This is a genomic window from Halobacillus sp. B23F22_1, assembly GCF_043497005.1.
In the GTDB taxonomy this organism is placed as follows: Bacteria; Bacillota; Bacilli; order Bacillales; family Halobacillaceae; genus Halobacillus_A.
The window spans coordinates 1,123,730-1,147,358 of record NZ_JBIEKE010000001.1 but is presented as its reverse complement, the minus strand read 5'-3'; the positions used below and the strand labels follow the sequence as shown (position 1 = coordinate 1,147,358).

The window sequence follows — 23,629 nt, the reverse complement described above, 5'->3', positions numbered from 1 at the left end:
AGAGCATGAAGAAAAAAGTTTTCACTGTTGTCAGTACTCTAGCCCTTTGTACAAGTTTAGCAATGCCAGCATATGCAGCAGGTAACCATCCAGGTACACCTGATCAGCAAAACTACAACAGCTCTGGTTTTACGGACTATGAACAGCTTGGTAAAAAACTTGAGAAGATTGAACAATCAAGCCAGGGGCGTGTAGATGTTGAAGTTGTAGGTCAATCCAACAACGGTCGAGACATCCATCAGGCACGTGTCGGTGAAGGAGATCGTGTCATTTTAATCGAAAGTGAAATTCATGGCAATGAAAAAACCGGTACTGAAGCGGTTTTAAATCTTCTGCAACATTTAGGATCCAGTAATTCTCCTGAGGTAAAGTCCCTGCTAGAAGAGGTTACGCTTGTCACGCTGCCTAAAATGAACCCAGACGCTTCCGAACTCGATCGTCGCGGCAATGCCATGTCATGGAATGAAGTTCTACAGGACTTCCCTCAATTAGATGGAGCAGATGGTCCGACGTGGAACTACTATTCTTCCTCTTTGCAAGGAGATGACTATTCTTCTCAACCTGGTTTTGATGTGAACCGAGATTTCAATCCAGACTTAGACTACACGCCTGAGCCGGAAGATGTGCCTGGTTCTTCTTCAGAACCAGGATGGTATATAACTCCTGAAGCTCAAACCGTTCGTGATGTATATAAAGGATTAGAAGACGAATTCGGTAAAGTCGATGTATTTGTAGACCTACATCACCAGGGACTTTATTACGTAGAGGGGACCTCAGAGCCCGTCACTCTGTCGCTGTCTGGACAATTCGTTCCTGATCCTTCAAGTGAAGAAGGAGCTAAGTATGCGGAGTACGACGATAACTATGACTACGATTTTTCACGCCAGCTGAATCTAGCTGCCTATGATGCTCTTCAATCTATGGGAAATTCACCATTTGACAACATTACATTGTACAGTCAAGGGTTAGACTTGCCGGGTACAGCACTAGGCTCATTTGCATTAAACGGAAGTGGTACTGTACTCTTTGAAGTTACAGGACAAACACAAAGTATGGGACAAAAGAAAAAAGGAATGCTTGTTAAGGCCGTAGAAACAGGGTTACAAGCAATTATCGCAGGAGTAGCAGACGGCTCAGTAAATGAACTTGATCCTGAACGCTACGAAGATATTCCTGAAACCTCTTATCGACCAGGAATTTAATAGTAAAAAAAGCTGTGCTCTAGTGTAGAGGACAGCTTTTTTTACTATTAATACGCTCGTATGGCACCATCTTCAATTGCCACACCAAAGGATATATCTTCTAAGTACGTCCATATATCATCCTTGTACTGCTCTCCAGGGTTTATGATTTGATCATCTTTAATTTTCCACGGTTCAAATTTCATTTGTACTTCTCCATTATGTAACTCAAGATAAAGCAAACCAGTTTGAGCTTGAGGACCTTCTACATAATCCGGGAATAAAAAATTCCCTAAGGAATAAGCTACAGGTGTTCCCTCAATTGTTTCAAAACCTTGCAGTACGTGAGGATGCGAGCCAATGACAGCATCAGCTCCTGCATGGACCATGCGAGTGGCGTAATCTCTCGTTTCCTGCTCAGGAATGGCTTCGCCTTCTTTGCCCCAGTGCATGTACACAATTGTATAATCTGACATTTCGTTTGCTTTATCAATAAGTTCAATGCATCGCTCTTGTTGATATCCGCTGGCTATTCCTGTCTGCTCCCCTCTGGCATACCAATCCGTACTAGGAAGTACTTGGGAGAACGCTAGTAAACTGACCGTCTTCCCGTTCAATTCAATTGTATGGAATTGATAAGCTTCTTTTTCGTTATGACCAGCTCCTGCGTAATCTAAATTATATGTATGTAAATAAGACAACGTATCTAATAACCCTTCTCTTCCATAATCCAACGTATGATTGTTAGCTAGTGATACAAAGTCAAACCCGGCCCTTACCAACCCTTCAAGATTTTCTGGATCTGTTCTAAAATTATAAACTTTTTCCTCTTTCACTCCCTTATCTGTAACTGCTGTTTCAAGGTTAGTGATCGCATAATCAGCACTTGTAATTTGTTCTGAAACCTGCTCAAACGGATATTGAGGGCCTTTTTCCTCTATTGTTTGTTCCAGCGACCATTCAAACATTACATCTCCCGTGGCTACTAGTTCAATCGGTTCATGCATGTCTGTATTTGTACCCTTAAGAGCTGTAGAATCCTTCCAGTTCCATTCGCTTAACGTTTTATTTGAATGGGCGGAAAACGTTTCTTTTTTTGCTGCTTTTGAGTCCTCCACTACCCCGCTGCATCCCGCCAAAATGAACGATAAAATAAATACTGCTCGTACCAAATATGATTTCCTCCCTATGGTTCCACTGTTAGATGTTCCCATCTATCATAGTGGAAGCCCCTTTATTTGAATAGAGAATATATGACTACCTTTAGATGCTCTTAGATCGTAGAAAAAGCACCCATATATATAAAATAAGACAGGTGCTTTTACCTATTTTTTCAATAAAACAATTTCGGTTTTGGAGCATCATCATGTTTGCCATCGTCCTTCTTTTCTTCAAAGCCATCATTAATTAATGAGGTACACTCTTTTGGAAAGTCAAACGGAATAAACTGCTGATAATTTAACGGATCAATCTTTGCGTTTAAGTAGCGCCTTGATGGATGATCGACTGGTCTGCGACCTCTTTCCTTCTGCCCCTTAAGATGTTCGACAATAACAGAGCCAATGTACCTTCCGAGTCGTAACCCTTCTTCATTGTCTGAAGGAAAGTGAACTCCTCCGTACAAACGACTAACCGCATCATCTTCTGCAATTTTTTTAAGCTTTTTCGCCTCCATGGGGAAGAAGTAACTTAGGATTACTTCCGAACAACCTGACATCGTGGCGTGACCGGACGGATAAGTTGGAAAACGTGGAGTACATAATAAAGTTTCCATTTTTTGATCGTATTGATCTGGTCTTGCTACATCCCATTTATACTTTAAATCCCAAACGATAATCATCGTATCATTTACAGCTGCCTGAACTACAGCTAATACTCTGGCTGCACTTGTTGGACTGACATTATACGTATCAATTAAACGATCAATCACCGGCGTCCACTGCTTCGTTGGAACTCCTGTTCCATAATAAATCCCAATGTTCCTTTCCTCAGTGGTAAGATATTTTAACGTTTTTTGTACTTCCACCAGCTCTTTTTCAAAATCAATACGACTGGGATGTTCAATCGGTAAATTCATTTTTTCACCATTCGGTTTTAGATAATACCCGTATGGATCTCTCTTAAGCATCATAAGCGGCCATGACCCAGCTAAAGGCGTTACTGGATCGTTAGGTGGCTGCCGTTCTCCCGCGTATGGTTCCATGGACCATCTCAGATAATTTTCCCCCAATGTTTATCATCTCCTTGTGTTTATAACCTATATTATGAAAAGTGTCCCAGAAGTTATTGGACTCTTCATAATTTTTTAAGGTTCACTCCTGATGAATAAGGGTATGGATTATCGACGCTTACAAGAAGGGGGATATATATGTTAACAACACAAACATTAACTTCACTAAAAGGAGGCTGGCTTCTCCTTCGATCAGTCGCTGTAATCTCCTCTAGTGTAGCTACGATCATATCAACTATTCTTCCTATGTATCTTTACACCTCGATTTCACCTCAAGAATTATATCTATTATTTTTTCTATTGTTTCTGGGGGCCTTTATTATACACGGCGTCCTTACCCACATTTTAAACGACTATGTGGATCATAGATCTGGGACAGATCAACGCAGTCCCGCGATTTTATCGGGTGGCAGCCGTGTGATTCAAACTGGTTACATATCTCCAGAAAACCTTTGGCGTATAGGGAAAAGTCTTTTATTACTCTTATTTCTCCTAATACTCGCCTTTTTATTTTTTGGGTATTATAAGTTAGCAATCTTGCTATCTATTGGAATATGGGGAGCTGTTTCTTATTCCCTGCCCCCTTTGCAATTTAGTTACCGCCCCTTCATTGGGGAATGGTTTTCAACCTTCCCGTCTGTCTTATTTCTAGGTTTAGCCGGGGCATGGCTGTCGCTAGACCACCTGCCTGAATGGGTATGGCAGAACGCTCTAATTAACGCTCTTTTCTGTATTGCCTGGGTGATGGTGCATCATATACCTGATCGCGATGCTGATAGACAGGCAAGGCCAATGAAGCGAACGAGTGTGGTCTGGTCGATAGAAAAATTCGGCTTAGCATTCAGCAGGCTTCCCGCCCTGCTTTATTTTGGATTCACCGGCACGTGTGCGGTGTGGTTGGGATTGGACAGAATTGAAGCTGCAGCAGGGACGCTTGTGTTAACAATAGCAGCGATCATTCTTGTGCTAAAGATGAGGGTGGGAGACGACGAACAAGTCTCATCTTATGAAAAAATCATCTTGCTTTTGGCGATGATAAATGCCGTTTGGCTCGGTATTTTTATATAAATGTCTTGCTGATCCCGCTGATAAACTGAAGGGGCAGGAAAGGTAGAATTAATTTCCACTCTCACCGCTTTTATTCTAATTTTTAAGAGGTGTGCGCCTTTTATCACTTCATAAGTTTAACGATTCAATTCTTTAACTGGGCAAAATCGGCATTGCATCTTGTATCATACAAACGAGTTTTAAGACTGTTGTCATGAGGAGCATCTCATTCTTGCTCCCTTCTTTTGTATAATAATTTGTTATACTTAGAGGTAAGACAAACACTCATTTGTAAAAACTACTATTAACATTGCTATCAATAAAGCACTATCATTTCACCCCGTGTAAAATATGAATTTATTCGTATCCAAATTCGGTAATTACTACCGAGTATTTATAAAGAATATCAAGTACAAACCTAAAAATAGAAAATTAATTTGGAGGCACATAAATATGCAAGTAAAAGAAAAGTTACTACCTAACGGCTGGAAAGCATTCACTATGGATAATGACACTGGCATGTCCATCTGCGCTTTAAATTATGGCGGCATCATCACAGAAATTAATGTTCCTGACCGCAAAGGTACTGTTGAAAATGTAGTCCTTTCTTACAAAAATTACGAAGATTATGTAGGAGACCCCAATTATTTTGGAGCATTGATTGGACGAGTGGCGGGACGAGTTGATGGAGCCTCGTTCATACTCAATGGGGAGAAGTATGTGTTAGATGCTAATGACGGAGATAACTCACTCCACGGAGGGAAGCAAGGGTTTAATACTAAGATTTGGAACGCTTCCCCCTTTCAAATGACAAATGCAGCAGGAGTAGAATTCACGTTGGAGATTCCAGATTTAGAAGGAGGTTACCCTGGCAGCCTTTCCTTGAAAATCACCTACCAATTAACAAATGAAAACCAATTCTCCATCGATTATCAAGCCGTTAGTGATAAAGACACGGCCGTCACTTTAACGAATCATAGTTATTTTAACTTGAGCGGAAATGCAAAACGGACCATTCATGACCATAAAGTGAAAATAAGCAGTACTCAATTTGTAGAATTGGATGAGAACCTTATTCCTACAGGTGAAATTAATTCTAGTGAGGGGACCCCTTTTGATTTAAGCAAAGACTCTACCTTGCAAGCTGGGATCGACTCCAGCCATCCCCAAATTCTGTTAGCGTCCCAAGGATTTGATCACTATTTTCTTTTTAGTGAAACAGAAGAGGAACATGTCAGCCTAAAAGATGAGGAGAGCGGAAGAGCTTTAAGAGTCTTCACCGATCAACCCGGTATGGTTTTATATACAGGAAATAATTTAAATAGTGAGCACCTCTTAGAAAGCGGTCCTGCTCAAAAACATTCAGGGTTATGTTTAGAAACCCAAGCTTCTCCTGCTTCCCTACATCACAAAGACTTTCCCAGCGTGTTTTTAAAAGCTAATGATGTCTATAAAAAGAAGACAACCTTCATGTTTGAAACCATTTAAGAGACAGGAATAGGCCTGCCTTCTGGAGGTTGAAAAAGCTTAGCCAAATATAATATAAAATTAATTGGTTGGAGGAAAGAAACGATTGAAACCATTATAGGAGGACTGCTCTGCTATCCTCTGATTCCATAAAGGTACAGTTTCGGTTAAGTAAAAACAAAAGACAGGAAAAATCCTGTCTTATTCAGTCTGTCAAAAAACTAAGATGCCCTTCATATAAGTATGGAGAAAGGACAGTAAAAAGCGCCGCCCATAGGAGTCGGCACTTTTTACTGTCCTTTGAACAAAATGGAATCATGGAACCTTCGTAATAATGTGAAGGGCCTTTTGCAATCGATGCTTTTTATACGGGTACAGCTTGAGTAAAAGATTTTGCCAGTGATCTATTACGAAAAAGGGTATGAGGAAATGGGAATAAGATGTGACCCCGGAGGGCTGACAAAGCCTGAGGAAGCACACCATTCGCCCGCGGAGCGGAAAGGGAGTCGCTTCCTAAAACCCTTTACTCTCTAACGCAAGGTATCTACAATCTGCAAAAGACAGGTAAAATCCCCTCTTTTTCTTTAGGAATGCCTTTATCTCTTCCTCAAACGATTACTTTCACCTTTCAGTAGATGGGAAGTTGCGCTCACTGTGTGATATAGTATAAATAAACTATTTTTTACTAAACATTTTTTACTTACTATAGAAGGAGAGTACTTGATGGCGACGATTCGTGATATAGCGGAAAAAACCGGTTTTTCCATCGCTACAGTATCCAGGGTCTTAAATTACGATTCTACTTTATCTGTATCTGAAGCGACAAAGAAACGAATTTTTAAGGTTTCTGAAGAGCTGAATTATCGCACGTTAAAACAACGTGCTTCAAAGAATGATAGAAAAAAGTACCGACTTGGGATTATTCTTTTCCATACCGAGCAAGATGAGATCAGCGACCCTTATTTTTTAGCGATTCGTCTTGGGATTGAAAAAGAATGCGCGGCCAAAAAAATCGATTTAGTAAAAGTTTACCGAAAAAATAATCAGTTAGATTTATCAGCTGTTAATGATATCGACGGGATGATCATTGTGGGAAGAATTCCACAGGAAGAAGTTGAGGAAATAAGTGAAATAACAAGTGCGATTACTTTTGTAGATTTTTCTCCATCTGATTTAACCTATGATTCTGTTGTGATTGACTTTCAAAGGGCTATGATCGAGGTATTAGACCACCTCATATCTTTAGACCACCGTCACATTGGCTTCATTGGGGGAGTTTTAGAAATTGGATCTGACAAAACGTTAATGGACTATCGTGAAAAATCCTTTAGAGAATACTTAATATCAAAAGAAACTTTTAACGAAGATTTTGTTTTTGTTGGTCGATTTGGAACGGAAGAAGGCTACCTTTTAATGAAAAAAGCATTACAGCAGCCAAATCTGCCTACGGCATTTGTTGTAGCCAGTGACTCTATGGCAATTGGAGCGTTAAGAGCTCTACATGAAAACAACATGCGTGTTCCAGATCAGGTATCTATTATTGGTTTTAATGATATTGCCGCTGCCAACTACCTTCAGCCTTCTTTATCAACCGTTAAGGTATATACAGAATTCATGGGAGAAACTGCAGTTGAATTAATGATCGAACGACTGGATACAAAACGGGAAATCCCTAAAAAAGTAGTTATTCCTACAAAATTAATACAAAGAGAAAGCACATCAAAGCTCAAATAATTAGATCTTACTTACAAGCCACGTCTTAAAGGTTGGATGTTTCCTAATGTTCACCTTAACCGTACAGGAACTGAAAAAATTGTTTAGGAATCGAGGCGCCCACGTAAAGCGGAATATAGTGAAGGAGCGTTGGATTACATTCAATTAAATATAAATAATCCGAACTTTGATTTCAATCGAATCGTTCGGATTATTTGTGTTTTATTTAGTTTTGTTCTGTCCTTTTTAAAAATGGTTTATTCTTTGGCTGTTAGCTTGTAAAGGGAGGAGGTGAAGTCTCCAAGTTTTTCGTTCTCCGGAGTTACCGATCCTGAATACTCATTATCGAGCATGAGGCCTGTTCTCATCAGTTCATCACCGTAATAGCTTCCATCTGTGCCTTCGATTTCATACTCTTGCTGGTCATTCAAACCTTTTAAAAACAGTCGTTTAAACCCTGGATTCGGCTCAGCAAGAATCTTGTAATAGCCAACGAGTGCTTCCTTTTGATCGGGAGAAACGACCATCCATGCTACTCGGTTGCCTCCCTCCTCAAACGGACTGAGCAAACGATAAAACGTGCCATACTGGATGAGCTCACGGTGTTGTTTGTAATAGTGTACTTGCTGCTTCACTTCGTCTTTTTCTTCAGGCGTCATAGTCGTAATATCCAGCTCATAGCCAAAGGTTCCAAAGAAAGAGACATCTCCCCGCGTCGATAGACTCGTATTTCGGTGCACCTGGTGATTGGGTACATCTGATACGTGAGCCCCTATCGTACTCAATGGGTAAGCCATCGAGGTTCCATATTGAATTTTCAAACGCTCCACTGCATCAGTATCATCACTCGTCCATGTCTGCGGCGCATAATAGAGCATTCCCGGATCAAATCGGGCTCCTCCACTGGCGCATGACTCGAATAAAACCTCTGGAAATTGAGACGTTAAGCGTTCGTACAGATCATACACTCCTAAAATATAGCGGTGGGCCACTTCACTCTGCCGTTCCGCTGGTAAATCAAGGGAACCGATCTCAGTCATATAACGGTTCATATCCCATTTCACATAAGTAATTGGCGATTCCCTTAAGACTTCTGCCATTTGCTCATACAAATTATCGACTACTTCTTTGCGGGAAAAATCAAGCACATATTGATTTCTACCGGGGGAATGTGTTCTCCCTTTTACCTGAATAATCCAGTCCGGGTGCTGTTTGTACAACTCGCTGGCTTTATTGACCATTTCTGGTTCAAACCACAAGCCGAATTTCATGCCGAGGTCGGTGATTTTCCTGGCTACCCCTTCTACTCCATTAGGAAGTTTTTCTGTATCAGAAAACCAGTCACCGAGTGAAGTTGTATCATCATCACGTTTCCCAAACCAGCCGTCATCCAGCACAAACAGTTCAATGCCAAGCTCTTTTGATTCTTTTGCAATCGACAACAGCTTCTCCTCATCAAAATCAAAATAAGTCGCTTCCCAGTTATTTATTAATACAGGACGTTCCTACTTTTTCCACGGACCGCGCACGAGACGTTCACGGTATAAGTCATGATAAGTTTGACTCATCCCGTTCATGCCTTCATCAGAATAAACCATTACGACTTCTGGTGTTTGAAATGTTTCTCTAGGCTTTATGAGCCAACGAAAATCAAAAGGATTAATTCCCATCGTCACCCTCGCCACATCATACTGATCCACCTCAACTTGAGCAAGGAAGTTTCCACTATACACTAAGTTAAAGCCATACACTTCCCCTTGATTTTCATCCGCTGTCGGACGTTTTAACGCAAGAAACGGATTTTGCTGAGAACTGCTCGTTCCTCTCGTACTCGAGATACTTTGGATTCCAGGGACGAGCTCTCTTGATTTCACATGACGCTCTCTCGACCACGAACCAGAAAGCTGAACCATTTCAAAGTCAGCATCAAATAAATCAACGCTGGTGCTTAGTGCACGCGTTAATTCAAGTTTTTGAGTTCCATTATTAACAAATTCTGTGCTGCGCGTAATGACATTGCGGTTTTCATAAACGGTATACGACAGCTTTATTTCTGCATCAATTAATGAATCAACTAACGTGACGACGAGTGTAGATGCTTCCCCCTCTTCCTCGGTATAAGCAGCGGGCAGTCCGTTCAAAGCAGGTTTTCCGTCAAAAATTTTATGACTTTGATATTCAAACTGAGTCGTCCGGCTGCCGTTTTCTTGAAGAATTTGATAGGCAGGCTCACGGTAGTCGGTCGTCCCGTATGAAGGGTATTCCTGCTTTAGTAAATCAAGTGAAAAAGTAAGATCACCTTCAAATACATTCGACATACCGGCACGGGCTTGAGTTCTTAACAGGTGTTGAAAAGAATCACGGTGGTGAATTTTTTTACCATAATACAGATGACCAAGTTGATTATTTTTCATAATGCAGAAAATATAACTCAGTCCCTGGTTTTGTATATGAAACTCTTTGGTATTTTCGTTAAAGTATATAGGCATGTGCAAGTCCTCCGTTACAACAATTTCAATAATTAGTAGTTATCTTTCAGGAGTATTATCCTTTTACAGCACCAGATGATAGTCCAGCGATAAAGTATTTTTGTAAGAATAGGAATAAAACAGCCATTGGGATCATCGCCATAAATGCTGCTGCTCCAACTAGTCCTAAATTATTTTGGTTCTCTCCAAAGAAACTGGCCATAGCAACCGTTAATGTCTGCACATCACTGCTCTGAAGGAAGAAAATCGCAAATTGATAATCATTCCAGATAAAGACACATGCGATAATTAATACAGATGCCGTTACTGGTTTTAATAAAGGAAATACTACTTTAAAGAAAATTCCGAGGGTGGTGGCACCATCAATCTTTGCTGCTTCTTCCAATTCTTTAGGGATAGTCGAACGAATAAATCCGGAATAAAGAAAAACAGTTAATGGCAGAAAGGCAGCGACGTTATTTAAAACCGCAATCGTCCGAGTATTGAGCATGCCTATATCCACTACAAGCTGATAGAGCGGCACAAGAGCCGTAAGAGGAGGCACTACCATAATAGCGATAAAGAACATCATGGCTGCTTTATTCAATTTTGTACTACGACGAGCCAGTGGATAGGCAGCCATAGAACCAACAAAAATTAATAACACAGCGGCAAAGAACGTGATAATCGTTGAATTAAAGAAAGCAGGCCCAAGGTTTGCTTCCTGCCAGGCTGTACTGAAATTTTCCAGTGTGAAATAATCTGGAAGCACCCAACGAGAACTGAAATCCCCTCTAATTTTCAAGGAGGTCGTAATTAAAATGTAGAAAGGAATCACGTGAACAGCTGCAACAATAAGTGCAAGAACGGATAACAGTATATTTTTCTTACTTTTAAACATTAGGCTTCAATCTCCTTCCGTTTGAAATACCATAACGCTGCTAAGCTGAGTATAAGAATGATAAAGGCAATTAAAACCCCTTGAGTGGCAGCATAACCAGCATCCTGTCTACTGAAATATAGATCGTACATAAATGTAGAGCTGGACTGGGAGGCGTTGCCGGGTCCCCCATTGGTTAAAGCTACGATCACGTCAAAAAGTTTTAATCCACCGATGATATTAATAACGACATTTATGGTGATGGACGGGGCCAGCATCGGAAGTGTAATTTTTTTAAACTTTTGAAAAGCTGAAGCCCCGTCAATGTCAGCGGCTTCATAGAAATCTTTTGAAATCCCCTGCAAACCTGCCAAATAGATGATCATAGCAATTCCGACGAACTGATAAGTATTCACTAATACAATAATATAAGGGTTAATGTCAGCATTCCCAAGCGCATTAATCGGACTAAAACCAAAAAACATTAAAGCATCATTCAAGGCTCCATTTTGATAAGCAAAGAAAAGGTAGAAAATGTAACCCATAATAAGCGGGCTGATAATAACGGGAAGATATACGATCGTACGGGTAATTGTTCTGAATTTAATGGAATTGTTTAAAAGTATGGCATACAGAAGACCCAGCCCGTTTTGTAATATTGTACTTCCGATCCCATATAATAGGGTGTTTCTAATCACAGTCCACGTGGTCGGATCATTGAACATTCTCGTATATTGCTCCAGCCCGACGAAATTAAATGACTGTGAAAAACCATTCCAATCCGTAAATGAGATTCTTACGCCATCCATAAAAGGATAGACGATAAATACGGTGACAAATAAAACAGCAGGAAGGTACATCCACCAGAGGGAGCTTTCTTTGCTGCTTTTCTGTTTCTTACTGGAATTCCCTGCTCTTGACTTCAACTTTCCAACAAGTTCGCTCATCCTGTCATCTCCTTATACTTCACGATGTCTCATAAACATAGAAGGGAGAGAAAGTTCTCTCTCCCTTATTAATCAAATGAATATTTATTCGTCATCGTTTTCTTCTCTTAAACGCTCATATTCAGATTCCATCGTATTAGCTGCTTCTTCAGGTGTTCCACCGGCTAACAATTCCTCGGTAGTGGTGGACATGACATCCCACATACCGCTCGGAAGATAAACACGGTCGAAGTAGCTTACAACTTCAACACCTGAATATTTCTCCAGGTCTTCAGAGAAATAAGTGTCTGCTTCCACCCCTTCAATAGCTGATGCTAAATTTGTACCTTCCGCAATACGTTGAGCATTTTCAGGCTCAGCTATAAACTCAATGAACTGCTCGGCTTCCTCTTTCATTTCAGACTCTTCAAAAATGGCAAGAGCAAAGCGTTCTCCACCAATCCATACCGGCTCGTCTCCTTCATGTACCGTTGGAGTCGGCATTAACCCAACTTCAACCTCTTCATTCAAGGCGGTCGTATCCGGTCCAATCGATCCGCCGGCAAACATAAATGCAGCTTGCTCGCCAGCCATAATTTCAGGAGCCTGTGCATACTTTGCCGTCAGCACGTCTTGGTTGAGAAGATCATTTTCTTGAAGCATTAACAATTGTTCAGGCAGCCATTCATATCGACTCCAATCAAATGACCCATCAAGCAATTCCTCCGTATAATCATTATCTTCGTCGGTTTCAAACATTGGCGTCATCATTTGGTCCACCAACTGACCTAATGGGAACCCATCTCCACCGGCAATCCACAATGGAGCAACTTGTCCATTTGCTTCATCACGCACGGTTTCCAACGCAGATACAAACTCATCCCAAGTCTCAGGAACTTCAATTCCGTACTCTTCTAAAATATTCTCGTTGTAGATCACCCCGTCTTGAGCCATATTTACTGGATAGGTATATACTTTTCCTTCCTCATCTGTCACAACGTCTTCCATTTCAGGCTTCATATTGTCTACCCAGTCCATGTCCTGCTGATCGTGTGTATATTCTCCATATCGAAGCTGTGACCACCCATGAGTATCAAATACATCAGGCAGATCGTTAGCAGCCATCTGCACTCTCATTTGATCTTCATAGCCTCCACCAGGAAAACTAGCTTCCACTTCAACATCATTTTTTTCCTCGAACTCCTCGATTAATCCTTCAAAAGCAGCTCTTTCCCCTTCACTGCTTGCTGTAAGAGCAATGGTTAGTTTTCCTTCTTCACTGCCGCTTATTTCCTCTTCTCCTCCATTTCCGTTTCCATCTCCATTACTTCCTCCACAAGCCGCTAACAGTGTCACCATACCGATACTGCCAACAAATTTTAAAACTGATTTTTTCATTGCCATCCCCCTCGTTTGTATTTAATTTAAAGAGACCTTTACCTTTCCGCCATAACAATTTGTAAAAAGATAAATAAAATTCGTTAACTTTTTACTAAAATTTTCACTTTGTAGTTACGAATATATCAAACTGAGAAATCGCTTACAAGTGTTTTTCAGAAATTTCTTTTAACTTATCATTGTGAATTCAACCTATATTATAAGCAACAAAACAGCCATTTATGGATTAATCTGAAAAATTGTTTTGTATATACTTGTTTTTTATGATAGTTTAAAATTAAGTAAAATTTAGTAAAAGAAATAGAGGTGAAACATGACTAGCTTAAAAGATGTAGCAAAAGAAGCAAACGTATCCATAGCGACTGTATCGAGAGTATTAAGGGAAGATATTACTCTCTCAGTAGCAGAAACGACTAAAAATCGCATCTATGAATCAGCTGAAAAATTAAACTATATGACTTTATCTCATAAGAAAAAATTCTCTTCTCCTCATTCAAGAGAATCTATCGGACTTCTTATTTTTTGTTCAAAGGATTATGAATATGAAGATGAGTACTTTATTAAAATCAGGCGGGGAATTGAGGCCGAATGTTCACGTTTACAATTAAATATCTCTACAGTAATTAGAAAGGTGGAGTCCGCTGATCAAGAGACAAGCCTTAATGATCTCAGCGGAGTGATCGTAGTCGGTAACATAGCTCCTGAAACTGTGCAGCAAATCTATTCCCAATGTGACAGAGTCGTTTTCATTGATGATTCTCCGGGAATTGAAGTATTCGACAGTGTCACTTCTGATCTTTATGGAGCTACTTCGCGTCTTTTGGAACACCTTCTCTCACTCGGTCATAAGAACATTGGGTATATTGGTGGGCAGGAAATCATTCACTCCTCTAATAAGGAAACCGATCTTGACAGTATAGATAATCTCGAAAAATTAAGGTATTTTCCTTATAAGAAAATCATGAAAAGTAAAGGGTACTATGAGGAAAAAAATGTATTTATAGGAGATTGGTCTACCGATGAAGGATATCGATTAATGATGGAGGCAATTAGCAGAGGACAACTCCCTACAGCTTTTGTTGCCGCCAGCGATCCACTTGCCATTGGTGCTCTCCGTGCTCTTCATGAAATGGGAGTTCACGTACCTGAGGACGTATCTATTGTCAGCTACAATGATATAGAACTAGCAAGTTACTTAACCCCTCCCCTGACTACAGCCAGGGTTTATTCTGAACAAATGGGAAAATCAGCGGTCAAACTTTTAAACGAACGTATAAATGGGCGGAAGGTTCCAACTAAAATTATTCATCCCTGTCACATTCAGTTTCGTGATTCAACAGCAGTAAGCCGGAATGATCGCTGTGCAGCAACAGTCTAGCTTATACGTTTAGAAGATCTTATATGAAAAATAGGAGGAAACCATATGTCAAAAATTACTTTTATCGGAGCTGGAAGTACAATTTTCGCGAAGAATATTCTTGGGGACTGCATGTTTGTTCCAGCCCTTGAAGGATTTGAATTTGCCCTTCATGATATTGATGAAAAAAGGCTGAAAGAATCGGAGCACATGTTAAAAAATTTATCACAAAAATATAATCAGTCGATTCACATCGTTACTTACTTGGACAGAAAAGAAGCATTATCTGATGCCAAATATGTGATTAACGCGATTCAAGTAGGCGGATATAAACCAAGTACGGTTATCGACTTTGAGATACCAAAAAAATACGGATTACAGCAAACGATTGGTGACACAATCGGCATCGGCGGAATCTTTCGAACGTTACGGACAATACCTGTAATGCTGGAAATGGCAAATGATATGGAGGAAGTCTGCCCTGACGCTTGGCTCTTAAACTATACAAATCCAATGGCCACCTTAACAGGATTTATGAATCGCCACACAAATGTGAAAACCATCGGTCTCTGTCATAGCGTTCAAGTTTGCACGAAGGAATTATTTGAAACACTCGATATGGATCAAGAAGGAATTGAAGAGCGGATCGCCGGGATCAATCATATGGCATGGCTCTTAGAAGTAAAGAAAGACGGACAAGACTTGTATCCTGAAATTAAGAAACGTGCCAAAGAGAAACAAAAGGAAAAGCATAATGATATGGTGCGTTTTGAGCTTATGGATAAATTCGGTTATTACATTACTGAATCATCAGAGCATAACGCTGAATACCATCCGTATTTTATTAAAAACCAATACCCAGAACTGGTTGAACGCTTTAACATACCTTTAGACGAATATCCACGCCGCTGCGTCACTCAAATTAAAGAGTGGGAAGACATGCGCGAAGAAATCGTACATAATTCCCAGCTATCTCACGAGAGGTCTAAAGAATATGGCTCCCATATCATCGAAGCAATGGAAACAAATTCTCCTTTTAAATTTGGAGGAAATGTAGTGAACACAGGCGGTCTTATCTCAAATCTTCCTGAAAACGCCTGTGTAGAAGTTCCCTGTGTGGCAGACCGAAATGGTATTCTTCCAACCTATATTGGAGAACTGCCTGAGCAGCTGGCTGCCCTGAATCGAACGAATATCAATACTCAATTGTTAACAATAGAAGCTGCTGTAACTGGCAAGAAAGAACACATTTACCAAGCGGCACTGCTGGATCCTCATACGAGTGCAGAGCTTTCCATGGATGATATTATTGCTATGTGTAACGATCTTATAGAAGCTCACGGTGACTGGCTTCCTGAATATAAGTAATTCTTTTATTGAGAAAAGACGACTGAAACGGGCTGGGTGTCAGCCTTATCAGTCGTCTTTTTTACTTTCTGTATATAGCTATCCTTCAATACACGCCGCGAATATGAGCATGAACTTCTTCATTATAAAACTTCCGCAGCCTGCGTAACTCTTCCTGACTATAGTCCTTAACATCTACCGCTCGAATGTTGTCCTTCACTTGTTGTACATTTCGAAATCCTGGAATAACACTAGTAACAGCTTCCTGCTGAATAATCCATTTTAAAGCAGCACGCGTCATATTTTCACGTTCGTCAGCAATCCAACTTAAGTTTTGACTTAATTCGATTCCTTTTGAAAATTCTAAACCACCAAATGTTTCCCCTACGTTAAAAGCTTCGCCGTCTTGATTAAAATGGCGGTGGTCATCTTCTTCAAATGTGTGGTCTCGATTAAACTTTCCTGTCAATAATCCACTTGCCAACGGAACACGAGCTAAAATTCCAACATTTTCTTCAATTGCGGCAGGAAAAAGTTTGTCTAATGGCTTCTGACGGAGAATATTAAATATGACTTGAAGGGCACTTGCATTTGAATTTTTTAACACATGCAACCCTTCTTCAACTGTCTCTACACTTACCCCATAATATCTGATTTTACCTTGCTCTTTTAGTTTTTCAAGAACTTCAAATACAGACCCGTCTTTTATAATCTCAAATGAAGGACAGTGAATCTGGTACAGATCGACCTGATCTCTATTTAACCTCTTTAAGCTGTCTTCTAAATAAGAAGACACTTGTTCCATCGAATAATTAGCGGGATCATTTATATCTCCTTGCCGGCAAAATTTCGTAGCAATTTTAATCTCAGATTCCTTTCCTTTAGTGGCTTCTGCCAGTAGTTCTTCGCTATGTCCCATTCCATATACATCTGCTGTATCAAAAAAGTTAACACCGGCATCCATAGCCGTTTGAAGCCCTTTTAAAGCCGCCCGGTCATCCGTCTTTCCCCAGCTTCCACCAATTGCCCACGTGCCAAAGCTTAATTCGCTGATTTCCAAATCAGTACTTCCTAGCCGATTATATTTCATGTAATTAACCACCTCGCAAATATTTTAGTAAGCCTTTTCATTTCATAGTATCATATATTATTAAACTCTATATGAAATCCGCTTAGCGGATTCCCCAGGTCTAAAAGAAAAACCTTGCAGAGAGTGTCCCTGCAAGGCCATGACTATTTAATTGTTTGTAACAATTGATAGGCTTCTTCTTTCGTTTTCACACTTAGTAAATCATTTCTAAATTCATCATTCATCAATCGACGAGACAACATTTGCAAAATACGCAAATGATCATCGCCTTCTCGTTCTTTAGGTACTGCAATCATAAAGATAAGCTTAGCGTCTGATCCGTCCATGCTGTTCCAATCCACGCCGTCTCGTTTAATGCCAAACACAACAGCCGGCTTCTTAACAGCAGATGATTTTCCATGGGGGATGGCAATATTCATTCCAAGCCCCGTTGTACTTTCATTTTCACGGGCAATAATAGCCTCTTTAAATTGGTGTGGCGACTGTAGAAGATGATTCCTATCGAGTGTTCCAATCAATTCATCAATTACCTCATCACGTGTAGATCCATTTAAATCAGTATTAATAAGCTCTGGTGTAGTAATGTCTGTTAGCTTGTTAATTTCTTTAGACTGTTTTTCATTCGTCTTCTCTGCTTCTTGCGCTGATGGTTTTACTTCTGTTTCTGGTGCAGCCTCCTCTTGTACGATCGGGTCCTCTGAAACCTTTACATCTTTTTTCAACAAATTAACCATTAAAGCGGTCACAACCATACCTATAGCAGCAGCTATAAAGAACATGAATACGTTGTCTACTGCTCCAAGTAGAGCCACAATAGGACCTCCGTGAGCAACACGGTCACCGACACTGCTTAGCATAGCAATGACAGCTCCAACCATTGACCCTGTCACAATACTAGGTATAACCCGGAACGGGTCTTGAGCCGCAAATGGGATCGCTCCTTCAGTAATGCCGAAGAAACCCATTGTAAAAGAAGCTTTCCCTGTTTCCCGTTCAGCTTGTTGATATTTCCGCTTATTCAAAAAGGTAGCCAGTCCCATACCTAAAGGTGGGATACAAATCGCCACGGCTATCGCACCCATAATTTCATAATTCCCTTCTGCAATCATCGCTGAACCAAACAAGAAAGCAACCTTATTAAATGGGCCACCCATATCGATCGCAATCATGGCTCCCAATATCAATGCAAGAAATACAGCACTCGTCCCCTGCATCCCTTCAAGCCAGACCGTTAATCCTTCAAAAATTCCAGCTACTGGTGCCCCTATAACAAAAATAAACAGCATCCCCACAATTAGAGAACCTAAAATGGGAATAAAAATGATTGGCATGACGGGTTGTACTGCTTGAGGAACTTTAATTTTTTTAATCCACAATACAACGTACCCCGCTAGAAAACCAGCAATAATTCCACCTATAAACCCAGCTCCAGCTTCACTTCCGTAAAAGCTTCCGTCTGTAGCGATATAACCACCAATAATTCCCGGAGCCAACCCAGGTCGATCAGCTATACTATAAGCAATAAAACCAGCTAAGATCGGTACCATAAAGCTGAATGAAGCAGCTCCCAGGTTCTCTATCTGCTTCCAAAATGAATCCTCCGGAATAATAATCCCTTCAGCACTCTGTTCTCCTCCAATTGCTAATGAAATTGCGATAAGCAATCCACCAACGACAATAAATGGAATCATGTAGCTTACACCGTTCATTAAATGACGGTAGATGGGATTTTCTTTTTCTTTCTTTTTTTGTTTCACCGTTTCTGCAGATGGCATACTCTCTTTGTAAACGGATACATCTTTATCCACAATTCGCTGAATTAACTGCTTTGGTTCACGAATTCCTTCCTGTACACCAACGACTAGTAGAGGTTTTCCGCCAAATCGCTCTTTGGAAACTTCTTTATCACTCGCAATAATAATCCCATCGGCTTCTGCAATATCTTTTTCTGTAAGTTCGTTTTCTACACCTATAGAGCCTTGCGTTTCTACTTTCATATTAACGCCCATCTCATCAGCTGCTTTTTGCAGGTTTTCCGCAGCCATATACGTATGAGCAATGCCGACTGGACAAGCAGTGACAGCTAGTATTTTCATGGTTTTTATCCCCTCTCTCTTACTTCTACATCAATCTTACTCCAATAAACTCCTCTAAAAAAAATTCATTTTTACCATACCTGCGGTAAAAATGAATTTTTTAAAATGCTTATCGATTAAAATAGTTTTTAATTTCAGAGAACGTAGTTGCTTGCATAAGATTCTCTACATCACCTGGATGCTCACTTATCTGAGAAATCACCTTCATAAGCGGACGAATGAGCGTTTGGTCTTCTTGAGAAATAGCCAGTAAAAATACAACAGATACCTTTTCCTTGCCCCATTCAATAGGTTTATCCAGGATCGCCATCCCTATCGTAGATTCATACACTTCATCTGGGTGAGCATGTGGAATGGCAATCCCGCCCCCGATCGCAGTCGCAGAGGAGCGTTCCCTGAGAATAGCCCGATGTGCAAATGATTCGGTTACTTTTTCCTTTTCCTTTAAGCAGTTCGCAATCATTTCAATCACTTGATAAGGGTGTTCAGCTTTCACACCTATAAAAGTAAAATCTTCTCCTACGTAGTTCTCAAGGTTTTCCCCTCTTGTATCGGCTGGAGTTTGTTGATCAATTTGATCTAAAAATTGATCCAATTTCTTTTTATCTTTTGCTTCTAACAAGGGGGAAATGACAACCGATGGTGGATTTGTCAAGCTAAGGGGTTTAGTGGAGACAATTACATCGATGCTTTGTTCTTTTACAACCTGTTCAATCTCTCGTGTTCTAACACAGGCTACAATATCCATACCTTTATAAGCTTGCTCAAGTTTCGCCTGTAAAAGGTGAGACATGCCCACTCCCAGTTCACATACAATCAAGACCTTTTTTGACGCTTCACGTCTCTTCTCTAAACGTTCTACCGCAGCTTGAAAGTGAAGCACTAAATATGCGGCTTCGTCCTCTGGTATATTTAAGTCATATTTCTCATTCACTTCTTCTAAAGCGAGAACAACCATGCTGAACATGTAAGGGTACATCTTTTTAATATCAGCGAGCATCGGATTACGAATCGTCAATCCATAACGTACGCGGTGAATCGTTGACTCAAGATGGATGCGTAGACCATCTAGTAATAAAGAATCATTTCGAAAATCCATCATCGTCATAATCTGTAATTGAAAAGTAAGCTGATGCACTACTTCTTTTGAAAGATCATCATAGGGGGAAAGAGAAGAAGGTTCTCTACGTTTGCAGCTTATTAAATGCCAAGTAAAGTAAACCTTTTCTTCATCAGGGAAAGTGAGCCGTAAAACTCCCCCCACCTTATGGAAGAACCATTCCGTCATCTCAAATTCTAAAGATCCTACCAGTGCTCTTTTTTCTGTCTCATCAATTTTTATAGGAGAACGCTGTTTTGTACGTTTCATCATCACCAATGCATGAATTAGCAGGCTTTCTATTTCTTCATCTTCAAGTTGAAATGAAAAAGTTAGCTGCATTTTCCTCAATGATTGCCTGACTACATCCACCTCATAAGACGGAAAAAGATGAAGAAGATAATCGCTTGATATGCCCGCTGAAGACACAAGTTCAGGTAAATGGGCCAATGCATTTCTTTTATCGAGTTCTCTTCCAATAATCACACTGCCTAAACGTTGTTTTGAAACGATTTCTAGTTTAAAATTTTCCAGCCAGCGATTGATTAACTCTATATCCTTCTTAATAATAGGCACAGTCGTCAAATGGTTTTCTGCCATTTTTGTTAACGTCATCGATTGCTCCTCAACCAGCAAATGGTACGCTAACTCAAGAATCCGATCCTGATCTGATTTTGATTCTGTTTGATATAAGTATTGAAATAGTCTGGTCTTCTCCTCCGAAGTAGCTGAGAGATACACACCTATTCCAGGCTTGCGAACAATTTCCGCTTCGCTTTGAAGAAACTGCTCTATAGCCTTCAAGTCATTTCTTAACGTTTTCTCGGAACATTCCAGTTCTTCCGCAAGATCGCTCACGTGGAAGACATCTTTAGTTTGAACTACTAACTTCCTTAACAATTCCGTTTGTCGCTCATTCATTTCCGCACCTACTTCATGAATATGAAACCATTTTCATTCTAACGAATAAATGCTAACTTCGACAACTTTTAAGACAATATAATACTTGCAGCTTATGGAAAATCCCCTCATTTTCATATCTTTTAAAAACTCCTGTACTTCGCTCAACCCGGCCAGATGAAGCGGGGCTTTTTCATGTTCGTTTCCCCGATATAGATGAACTATGATTTACTAGTTACCCAAAATATTCTCGAATGCCTGTAAAGTTATACATTGTCGTTTTTAACCATTTTACTCCGAAGGCACCTCGTCTGCCCTATTGATGGTTGTACTATATAGTGGTATGGTTAAGGTGCAAGAAAGATTGAGGAGGGACCTATATGACCCAAACGATCACCATTCAAGATAAGAATCAGAGCCGTGACCTGGCAATAGATCGAATGACCATCTATAAGCAGAGCCGTATTATTGAAGCTAGAGATGCTAAGGGCCACCCCCATTATGTTTTCTTTTACGAGAATGAATATCTGAACTACGTCATTCCAAAAGCGGATACTACTTATCCATATGTAAAAGCCGCCTTTCAAAAAGGCACTACCTTCACTCCGCCTCATCCTTTGGTCCATGCCCAATGTGCTAACACCCCTTTTAAGAAAAAAAGTTTTAACGACTTATTTGCAAAACTACCCAAACAACGCACCTTACAAGAAACTGCCTTGATTGCTACCTATTTCGAAGGTTTTATTATGAAAGAAAAGCTTGTACACCTCATTAAAAAGCTTTATTATCAAAACCGACGTGATGGAAAATTGTTATCCTGTTTTCGAATCCTCAACATTCTCCGAGATTTCGCACCAAATCATAGCGTGACGCACTCCTTTACGAGCGATTTACAGTTTACTCAATACGCAGCCCTGTACAAAACAAATGATGACTCTGTACTGAGCAGAGATCCTATTTATGTCGAAAATCAGGCATATGCAAAGCTTCCTAAATCTTCTGCCTTTCAAACATTAGATCATCTATATCAGCAGCAAAATCGCTGGATAGACCGCCTCACCCTGCACATTTATCGTGTACAGCATACAAAAAATGAAAACCACTACCTTTTCCTTAAAACATTAATTCATGAATACGGTCCCGAAAATCGATTCCAAATATTAAAAGACTTATCAAACCGCGGTTTGACTAATGAATCATTTTCCCAAGACATGCTGCAAGCTTATTTAAACGAATCCCAACTTGAGTCAGCTCTCCAGCTGATCTGCCAGCATGAACTTAATCTCTCTCCCACTCAATCTGAACAGCTGATCACCATCGTTAAACAAAAAGAATTAATAACCCAATCACTTACGCCAGAAGGATTACAAAAGTTAATATTAACCGTTTGTGATAATATCGATGAAGAGCAAGCAAGCACTATTCTTTATGAGGCCTTATCCTCCTTATTGATTGATCAAACACCGGCTTATATTCAAAACTGGGCTCAGCCAATTAAAAATATCAAAATCGCTGAACCTCTTCTCAAAAAAATCGATGAAATGAATATCCTGCTGGAAGATCCGAATCAACAACGACGTCTTGGCGAGCTGTATCATTACTTCCATCAACCGCAAAAAGCTATTGAATGCATGAGCTGGGAAATGGAACTAAATAATGAAGATCCAAAACCTGTTCAATGGCTGTCTAAGCTCTATCACGAAGTAGGTATGCTCGATGAACATAAGGCCTATCAGAAACTATACGTCGATATGGTAAAACGAGCATAAAAAAAGCTGAGGGAGCCTCAGCTTTTTTTACTATTATTCCATTTCTTTTAACTCATTTTCTGTTACCCATTTATGATTGGTGACTTTTTCGTCACTATCTGTTGTCGTGAAATCAACCATGTATGCAGTCGTTTCTTCAGCAGACTCAATATTTCCAGCAGCGCCGTCCATCCCTTCCATGTGAGATGCTTCAATCGTCACTTCATCGCCAGATTCAAATGACTCCTCACCTGCTTCTTCAATTTCTTCATGAATAATCCATTTATGATCCTCTACACGGTCGCCTCCGTTTACAGGATCGTATGAAATCACGTATGCTGTAGTATCATAAGCGCCAACGATTGTGGCTTCCGCTCCTTCCATTCCTTGCATATGAGAAGCTGTAATTATTGCTTGATCCCCCTCTTCAAAAGTTGGATCTTCAGCTTCTTCCAGATCATCCGGGACTTCTCCTGACCCGGAGTGATCCATATCGCTATGGTCCATTTCTCCCTCATCACTTGATTTTTCATTTTCTTCTTCCATTGTTTCCTCACCGTGCTCTGAGTCCTCTTCTGTAGATTCTTCATTATCACTGCCACATGCAGCTAGTGTTAATAAAGAGATAAAAAAAAGTGTTCCAAGTATCCAATTAATCCGATTCATGTTCATCTTCCTCTCT

Annotated in this window: 16 protein-coding genes and 1 pseudogene; 7 read left to right on the top strand and 10 right to left on the bottom strand. The window is 40.2% G+C overall.

Annotated features, from left to right (window positions below; translation table 11 throughout):
- Positions 1-5 precede the first annotated feature (5 nt).
- Positions 6-1,202: a M14 family zinc carboxypeptidase gene (locus ACGTNH_RS05890; protein ID WP_394585707.1), complete on the top strand. Its 1,197-nt coding sequence runs from the start codon at positions 6-8 to the stop codon at positions 1,200-1,202.
- A 47-nt stretch (positions 1,203-1,249) separates the two neighbouring features.
- On the opposite strand, the gene ACGTNH_RS05885 is transcribed toward ACGTNH_RS05890, so the two are convergent.
- Both ACGTNH_RS05885 and ACGTNH_RS05880 read right to left on the bottom strand, forming a co-directional pair.
- Positions 1,250-2,353 carry a CapA family protein gene (locus tag ACGTNH_RS05885; RefSeq protein WP_394585705.1) on the bottom strand — a complete coding sequence of 368 codons (1,104 nt, stop codon included), beginning with the start codon at positions 2,351-2,353 and terminating at the stop codon, positions 1,250-1,252.
- A 161-nt stretch (positions 2,354-2,514) separates the two neighbouring features.
- Positions 2,515-3,411: a vanadium-dependent haloperoxidase gene (locus tag ACGTNH_RS05880; RefSeq protein ID WP_394585704.1), complete on the bottom strand. Its 897-nt coding sequence runs from the start codon at positions 3,409-3,411 to the stop codon at positions 2,515-2,517.
- Between the two features lie 138 nt (positions 3,412-3,549).
- Between ACGTNH_RS05880 and ACGTNH_RS05875 the strand changes: the two genes are divergently transcribed.
- The 3 genes from ACGTNH_RS05875 (at position 3,550) to ACGTNH_RS05865 (ending at position 7,659) form a co-directional block, all read left to right on the top strand.
- On the top strand, positions 3,550-4,479 hold the full coding sequence (locus ACGTNH_RS05875) for a prenyltransferase (RefSeq protein WP_394585703.1): 930 nt from the start codon (positions 3,550-3,552) through the stop codon (positions 4,477-4,479).
- 432 nt (positions 4,480-4,911) lie between these two features.
- A complete protein-coding gene (locus ACGTNH_RS05870; RefSeq protein ID WP_394585702.1) occupies positions 4,912-5,946 on the top strand; it encodes an aldose epimerase family protein in 1,035 nt (344 codons plus the stop codon).
- Positions 5,947-6,648: 702 nt separating this feature from the next.
- On the top strand, positions 6,649-7,659 hold the full coding sequence (locus ACGTNH_RS05865) for a LacI family DNA-binding transcriptional regulator (protein ID WP_394585701.1): 1,011 nt from the start codon (positions 6,649-6,651) through the stop codon (positions 7,657-7,659).
- Positions 7,660-7,895: 236 nt separating this feature from the next.
- On the opposite strand, the pseudogene ACGTNH_RS05860 reads toward ACGTNH_RS05865, so the two are convergent.
- The 4 genes and pseudogenes from ACGTNH_RS05860 to ACGTNH_RS05845 all read right to left on the bottom strand — a co-directional run bounded on the left by ACGTNH_RS05860 (position 7,896) and on the right by ACGTNH_RS05845 (position 13,310).
- Positions 7,896-10,127, bottom strand: a pseudogene (locus tag ACGTNH_RS05860) (alpha-galactosidase).
- A 55-nt stretch (positions 10,128-10,182) separates the two neighbouring features.
- A complete protein-coding gene (locus ACGTNH_RS05855) occupies positions 10,183-11,007 on the bottom strand; it encodes a carbohydrate ABC transporter permease (RefSeq protein ID WP_394585700.1) in 825 nt (274 codons plus the stop codon).
- Positions 11,007-11,933, bottom strand: a complete 927-nt coding sequence (locus ACGTNH_RS05850) for a carbohydrate ABC transporter permease (protein ID WP_394585698.1) — start codon at positions 11,931-11,933, stop codon at positions 11,007-11,009. Before ACGTNH_RS05850 ends, ACGTNH_RS05855 begins: the two co-directional genes overlap by 1 nt.
- An 84-nt stretch (positions 11,934-12,017) precedes the next feature.
- A complete protein-coding gene (locus ACGTNH_RS05845; protein WP_394585696.1) occupies positions 12,018-13,310 on the bottom strand; it encodes an ABC transporter substrate-binding protein in 1,293 nt (430 codons plus the stop codon).
- Between the two features lie 313 nt (positions 13,311-13,623).
- Here ACGTNH_RS05845 and ACGTNH_RS05840 point away from each other — a divergent pair, with 313 nt between their 5' ends.
- Both ACGTNH_RS05840 and ACGTNH_RS05835 read left to right on the top strand, forming a co-directional pair.
- Positions 13,624-14,688, top strand: coding sequence for a LacI family DNA-binding transcriptional regulator (locus tag ACGTNH_RS05840; RefSeq protein ID WP_394585694.1), 1,065 nt, complete (start codon positions 13,624-13,626; stop codon positions 14,686-14,688).
- A 45-nt stretch (positions 14,689-14,733) separates the two neighbouring features.
- Positions 14,734-16,035 carry an alpha-glucosidase/alpha-galactosidase gene (locus ACGTNH_RS05835; RefSeq protein ID WP_394585692.1) on the top strand — a complete coding sequence of 434 codons (1,302 nt, stop codon included), beginning with the start codon at positions 14,734-14,736 and terminating at the stop codon, positions 16,033-16,035.
- An 85-nt stretch (positions 16,036-16,120) separates the two neighbouring features.
- Here ACGTNH_RS05835 and ACGTNH_RS05830 read toward each other — a convergent pair whose 3' ends face one another.
- The 3 genes from ACGTNH_RS05830 to ACGTNH_RS05820 form a co-directional block, all read right to left on the bottom strand.
- The gene (locus tag ACGTNH_RS05830) at positions 16,121-17,104 is read right to left on the bottom strand and encodes an aldo/keto reductase (protein ID WP_394585690.1); all 984 of its coding nucleotides are present in this window, start codon (positions 17,102-17,104) and stop codon (positions 16,121-16,123) included.
- A gap of 143 nt (positions 17,105-17,247) precedes the next feature.
- A complete protein-coding gene (locus tag ACGTNH_RS05825; RefSeq protein ID WP_394585689.1) occupies positions 17,248-19,200 on the bottom strand; it encodes a fructose-specific PTS transporter subunit EIIC in 1,953 nt (650 codons plus the stop codon).
- 109 nt (positions 19,201-19,309) lie between these two features.
- Positions 19,310-21,220, bottom strand: a complete 1,911-nt coding sequence (locus tag ACGTNH_RS05820) for a BglG family transcription antiterminator (RefSeq protein ID WP_394585687.1) — start codon at positions 21,218-21,220, stop codon at positions 19,310-19,312.
- 359 nt (positions 21,221-21,579) lie between these two features.
- On the opposite strand from ACGTNH_RS05820, the gene ACGTNH_RS05815 reads away from it, so the two are divergent.
- Entirely contained in the window at positions 21,580-22,968 is a 1,389-nt protein-coding gene (locus ACGTNH_RS05815) for a hypothetical protein (protein ID WP_394585685.1), read from the top strand.
- A gap of 33 nt (positions 22,969-23,001) precedes the next feature.
- Here ACGTNH_RS05815 and ACGTNH_RS05810 read toward each other — a convergent pair whose 3' ends face one another.
- Entirely contained in the window at positions 23,002-23,613 is a 612-nt protein-coding gene (locus ACGTNH_RS05810) for a YdhK family protein (protein ID WP_394585683.1), read from the bottom strand.
- Positions 23,614-23,629: the final 16 nt, after the last annotated feature.

What these genes read in the sequence shown, in the direction of transcription:
- ACGTNH_RS05810 (WP_394585683.1), bottom strand. Translation starts at nt 23,613, where the DNA reads ATGAATCGGATTAATTGGATACTTGGAACACTTTTTTTTATCTCTTTA.
- ACGTNH_RS05820 (WP_394585687.1), bottom strand. Translation starts at nt 21,220, where the DNA reads ATGAATGAGCGACAAACGGAATTGTTAAGGAAGTTAGTAGTTCAAACT.
- ACGTNH_RS05840 (WP_394585694.1), top strand. Translation starts at nt 13,624, where the DNA reads ATGACTAGCTTAAAAGATGTAGCAAAAGAAGCAAACGTATCCATAGCG.
- ACGTNH_RS05870 (WP_394585702.1), top strand. Translation starts at nt 4,912, where the DNA reads ATGCAAGTAAAAGAAAAGTTACTACCTAACGGCTGGAAAGCATTCACT.
- ACGTNH_RS05850 (WP_394585698.1), bottom strand. Translation starts at nt 11,933, where the DNA reads ATGAGCGAACTTGTTGGAAAGTTGAAGTCAAGAGCAGGGAATTCCAGT.
- ACGTNH_RS05890 (WP_394585707.1), top strand. Translation starts at nt 6, where the DNA reads ATGAAGAAAAAAGTTTTCACTGTTGTCAGTACTCTAGCCCTTTGTACA.
- ACGTNH_RS05845 (WP_394585696.1), bottom strand. Translation starts at nt 13,310, where the DNA reads ATGAAAAAATCAGTTTTAAAATTTGTTGGCAGTATCGGTATGGTGACA.
- ACGTNH_RS05855 (WP_394585700.1), bottom strand. Translation starts at nt 11,007, where the DNA reads ATGTTTAAAAGTAAGAAAAATATACTGTTATCCGTTCTTGCACTTATT.
- ACGTNH_RS05835 (WP_394585692.1), top strand. Translation starts at nt 14,734, where the DNA reads ATGTCAAAAATTACTTTTATCGGAGCTGGAAGTACAATTTTCGCGAAG.
- ACGTNH_RS05815 (WP_394585685.1), top strand. Translation starts at nt 21,580, where the DNA reads ATGACCCAAACGATCACCATTCAAGATAAGAATCAGAGCCGTGACCTG.
- ACGTNH_RS05830 (WP_394585690.1), bottom strand. Translation starts at nt 17,104, where the DNA reads ATGAAATATAATCGGCTAGGAAGTACTGATTTGGAAATCAGCGAATTA.
- ACGTNH_RS05865 (WP_394585701.1), top strand. Translation starts at nt 6,649, where the DNA reads ATGGCGACGATTCGTGATATAGCGGAAAAAACCGGTTTTTCCATCGCT.
- ACGTNH_RS05825 (WP_394585689.1), bottom strand. Translation starts at nt 19,200, where the DNA reads ATGAAAATACTAGCTGTCACTGCTTGTCCAGTCGGCATTGCTCATACG.
- ACGTNH_RS05875 (WP_394585703.1), top strand. Translation starts at nt 3,550, where the DNA reads ATGTTAACAACACAAACATTAACTTCACTAAAAGGAGGCTGGCTTCTC.